1 protein-coding gene is annotated in these 577 nt (G+C 52.5%); it reads left to right on the top strand.

Annotated elements, in window-relative coordinates:
* The coding region (locus JK635_RS08300) for an energy transducer TonB family protein (protein ID WP_235887981.1) at positions 1 to 253 on the top strand (253 nt) is incomplete at its 5' end.
* Positions 254 to 577 lie beyond the last annotated feature (324 nt).

Genomic DNA, 577 nt, shown 5'->3' with positions numbered 1-577 from the left:
CCTGCTGCGCGCTCCGATGCCACGCATGCCAGACGAAGCCATCGAGGCCGGTCTCAGGGATTACGTCACAGTGGATATCCTGTTCAATGAGGCAGGCGACGTCGACAGCGTCGTGCCGAGAAGTTACAAGCATCCTGTCCTTCTTGAGGCCGTGTTGGCAGTAGCGCGTAATTGGAAAATTGAGCCTCCAATCGAGGCCGGTAGACGCGTCAAGACCACGGTGCGGCAGTCGTTCCAATTTGAAGTGGAATGAAACCTGAACCCTGCATGAAGGCGCATCTTCATGCCGCGCCTCAGCTTGAACGCTGCCAGCACATCTACTTCCGGGAAATTTTCCCCTGCCGGCTTTGGGCGATATCCAGGAACATCTTCTAATCTTTTGCATTGCATGCTTTTTTTTCAAGGGGGATCATGAAACGACGTTTACTTCTTGCAGCTTGTTTTTTGACTTTGTGCAGTTGCACCACACCTCCATCACCCGGACAAGGCGAATTCACGCAGTCGGCTATAACAGAAGCCGACAAGGTAGTAGCGGATTACACCTTTCAAAACAGACCGATTTACGGGCTGACGTTGT

Source organism: Neobacillus paridis (assembly GCF_016765675.1).
Taxonomy (GTDB): Bacteria; Bacillota; Bacilli; order Bacillales; family Cytobacillaceae; genus Neobacillus; species Neobacillus paridis.
Note: the sequence above shows the minus strand (reverse complement) of the source record. Positions and strands in the feature narration are given on the sequence as shown.